Consider the following 3772-nt stretch of genomic DNA (forward strand, 5'->3'; position numbering starts at 1 on the left):
CGCCAACACTCCTGCAGCAGCGCGTAACAGGCCACCAGACGCTGCGCCGCCGCGCGATTCTCCGCCGCCCCCCCCTCCCGCGCCGCCGCCGTCAACCCCGTCAACACCGCCGGGCCGGACGAGCCGGCAGAGCCGGACGAATCGGCAGGGCCGGCAGGGGACGCGGGGCTGCCGGCCGTGCGCTCGGAATCACCGTCCATGCCCCACCCCCTGTGGTCGACTGTGCGGCCGCGTCGCCACTTGTCTCGAATGCGTGTTCTATTCTACGCATACGTGTTCGACACCACAAGGCCTACGTGGGTGGAACTGAGAAGAATCACGCATTGGCAACGACGCTTCAGGGGCTTGAGATTTATGAGACCCTCATTAACTGATCGGGGGAGACCGCCCGACGCACCGGAGTTCGGAGGCTCACCATGACCAAGTCAATCGCGTACGTCGGCGCACTGGCCGCGGCCCTGCTCGTCGCCTCGGCGGGCACTGCAGCAGCTCAGAGCTCTGATCCTGCGGACACCGGCTCGATCCCGGGCTCCGCGGCCGCCGATGGCGAGAACAATACGGGTGCCGAGAGCGGCAGCGGTGCAGGCGCCGAGGACGGCGAGACCGGCCAGCTGGGCGAACTCGGTGAGCTGCTTCCCGGCTCGGTCACGGGGTCGCTGCCCGGCTACGCCTCGGGGCCGCTCGGTTCCGCGGCCACCTTCGCCTGCAACGTCGGCAGCGCCGCCGGCCTGGCCGCGAATGCGATCGGGGCCCCGCTGCAGGTGCCGGTCGGCGTGATCTGCGCGGTCCTCAACCCCGCTGCACGGTCCGCCGACGCCCTGCTGGCAGGAGACGTCGACGGATCGGTCAGCGCTGTCCTCAGCGGAGTGCCGCTCGTGGGCGGCTCGCTGGCGGATCAGCTCGACACCTCGTCGGCCACTGAGTCGGTCGAGGGATCGGTGGGCGAGCAGCTCGGCTCGCTGACCGAGACGTCGTTGTCGCCTGCGAACTGAGCCGAGACGGCGAGAGCCCGCGCCGGACAGCGGCCGCCGCGCCGACCGGCCCAGCCGCGGTCAGGCCCGCTGCCCGCGGCCGAAGGTCTCCGGCTCGACGGGCTGCTGGCCCTTCGGCAGCCCGGCCACGACGAGACGGTAGGACTCGGTGACGAGCTCGTCGACCATCTCGGCGGTCAGGGTTCCGCCCGGATGCAGCGAGATCCAGTGCTGCTTGTTCATGTGGTAGCCGGGAGTGATGTCGGCGTGCGCGGCGCGGAGGGACATCGAGTCCGAGGGCAGCGCTTTGAGGATCACCTGGGGCTCGCCCTCGACCTCGGCGTGGAACATGAACATCTTGCCGCGGACCTTGAACACGTCGAAGTCCGGGCCGAACGGGAACTCCAGGGTGGACGCCGGAAGCTCACGCGCCCGCGCGGCCGCGCACTTCTGGAGTTCCCGTCCGTTCACACGGTCGACGCTACCGTCACCCCACGGGTGTCGGGTCCTGCTGCAGGCTCGGTGCCGCATCGCCGCGAGCGCCGGGGGCCGCGCCCTGTCGCCCCGTCGCCTCGTCGTACGCCTCCCCGGACCGCGCCGCGAGCGGGTTCGCCAGCGTGCCCGCGAACTGTAGGGATCCGGCCTGATCGGTCAGGTCCACCATTTGCCTGGTGTTGCGCAACTGCAGCCGGTTGAGGCACGAATGCTTGAACCGCGGGGCGAACAGCGCCTCCCAGGTGGGACGGTGCACCTCGCCGTCGTCGCCCGCGTCACCAGGGGCGAGCACCTCCAGGCACCGGCGCGTCTCGTCCCAGAACGCGTCGGCGTCGAGCACGCCGGCAGCGTCGAGGATCCCGGCGAGGTGGCGGAGCACCCCGTCCATCACGTCGGTCTGGATACTCAGGGCGGCGGTCTCGGCGTCCACGACGTGGCGGACGCGCTCGATGCCGTCGGGCAACGGTAGGTCGCGCACCATCGCGACCTCCTCGCCGATGTCCTTGAACAGCGCGCGCCGCGGCGTGTGATCGGGGCCCAGCACGAGGATGACGTTCTCGCCGTGCGGCATGAACACGAGCCCGTGCGCGAGGAGACACCGCGCGACCGGCAGGACGTAGGCGTCGAGCAGCGCGCGGAGCCACGTGCGGGCGTCGTGGCCGGAGCGTTCGAGGTGCTCGACGACGAGGGCCCGCCCGTGCAGGTCCACGTGCAGCATCGAGGCCAGCGTGACGGCCCGCTCGCCGTCGGCCAGCCGGGGGATCGGGCTCTCCCGCCACAGCGCGGCGATCATCTTGGCGTGCGGGCCCTCGTCGGACACGCCCGCGGCGGCGGCTCGGTGATAGGCGTCGCCGGTGTAACCGACCGCGGCGACCTCGCGCAGGATCCCGAAGTCGAGCGCGCTCAGGACGGGATCGGAGTCGACGATCCCGGCCACCCAGTCGTTGACCGCCGGGGTGTCGCGCATGTACTTCGGCGACAGCCCGCGGGTGAAGCCCATGTTCTGCACGGCCAGGGCGGTCTTGACGTAGCCGCGCTCGGGGCGGGTGACGTCGAAGAACGTGCGCACGGACTGCTGCGGCCGGTACTCGCTGTCGGACTCGCCGAGGTACACCAGGTCGCGGCGGGCGAGGTCGGGGGCGAACGCCACCGCGATCTTGTGCTCCCACTGCCACGGGTGGACTGGCAGGACGCGGTACCCGGCGGGGTCGAGCCCGAGCGCGCGCATGCGGTCGTCGCACCGCTCGAGGGCCTCGGCACCGAACTCGCGGGCGTAGAGCTCCCGCTCGTCGAGGCCGGCGACGGTGGCCAGGTGGCTGAGGTCGCGGCGCGCGGCGAGCCACACGAGCCGGACCGTCGAGCGCGACTCCGGGGTGTAGTGGTGCCGGTCGGTCAGACCGAGGCCCACGCGGCCGTTGTTGGCGACGAAACCAGGGTGCCCCTCGGTCATCGCGCCCTCGACCTCCTGGAGGCCGGACTCGGCGAGCTGCTGCGCGGGCCGGTCGCGGTGGTGCAGGCAGAACGCGGCCGAGCCGAGCGTCGCGGCGATCTCCTCGAGGTAGATGCCGAGCAGATTCTCCGGGATGTCCAGTCCCGGCGCGAGCGCGATGATGAGCTCCTGCGCGTCCGGTTCCGCCGGCGCGCCGTCGACCTCGCGCCGCAGCGACGCCTCGTCGATCACCCAGTGCTCCAGCGGCAGCACGCGGGCGCGGAACGTCCACCGCTCGTCGCCGGCGCGGACCGTGTAGGTGTCCGTCGTGACGTCGTGGACGGGCGCGAGGAGCCGTTCGTGGGAGAACTCGGCGAGGGCCTTGACGCACAGGTGGCGGTGGGCGCGGCGCATGGCGTGACCGGTGAGATGAGCGTGGCCGGTGAGATGAGCGTGACCGGCGTGGGTATCCGACGACGACGAGATCACCCGTGCCCCGGCGCCGATCTCCGACCCGCGGAACACCTCGGCGGTACAGAAGGAGAGCAGTGCCGTCTTGTCGGGCAGGTCGACCGGCCCCGCCTCGCGGAAGCCGGCGCGGGCATTGAGCCGGTGCACGGCCGTGTTCCGGATGTCGGGCTCCACGACCACCCGGCGGGCCGGCGCGTCGCCGATCATCGGGGCCGCGAACGCTGTCTCGCAGATCGCGCCCATGACCGCGGCCGTCGTGCCGGGAACCGGGGTGCGGGTCGGCGCGACGAGCAGGTGCATGCCGAGGTCGCCGGGTTCGTGCGGGTACCGGCCGTCGAGCTCGACCTCGGCGGGGTCGTAGAACACGGCCAGGCCGGCGCGGAGGCCGTCGATGCGGACGATGAGC

The 3772-nt window shown here is 71.9% G+C and carries 4 protein-coding genes; 1 reads left to right on the forward strand and 3 read right to left on the reverse strand.

The genetic code is table 11. From position 1 onward, the window contains the following. Positions 1-200, reverse strand: a 200-nt coding sequence (locus tag KHA85_RS13500) for a hypothetical protein (protein WP_213186189.1), incomplete at its 3' end; no start/stop codon positions are given. Between the two features lie 216 nt (positions 201-416). Here KHA85_RS13500 and KHA85_RS13505 point away from each other — a divergent pair. Continuing rightward, the gene (locus KHA85_RS13505; RefSeq protein ID WP_213186190.1) at positions 417-992 is read left to right on the forward strand and encodes a hypothetical protein; all 576 of its coding nucleotides are present in this window, start codon (positions 417-419) and stop codon (positions 990-992) included. Between the two features lie 60 nt (positions 993-1052). Here KHA85_RS13505 and KHA85_RS13510 read toward each other — a convergent pair whose 3' ends face one another. After that, a complete protein-coding gene (locus KHA85_RS13510) occupies positions 1053-1442 on the reverse strand; it encodes an MmcQ/YjbR family DNA-binding protein (RefSeq protein WP_231889038.1) in 390 nt (129 codons plus the stop codon). 16 nt (positions 1443-1458) lie between these two features. Further along, a partial coding sequence (locus tag KHA85_RS13515) for a GNAT family N-acetyltransferase (RefSeq protein ID WP_213186191.1) occupies positions 1459-3772 on the reverse strand: 2314 nt, incomplete at its 5' end.

The organism is Dietzia massiliensis (assembly GCF_018390595.1).
Classification (GTDB): Bacteria; Actinomycetota; Actinomycetes; order Mycobacteriales; family Mycobacteriaceae; genus Dietzia; species Dietzia massiliensis.

Excerpts from the sequence above, each read along its gene's own strand:
- KHA85_RS13505 (WP_213186190.1), top strand. The coding sequence starts at position 417 with ATGACCAAGTCAATCGCGTACGTCGGCGCACTGGCCGCGGCCCTGCTC.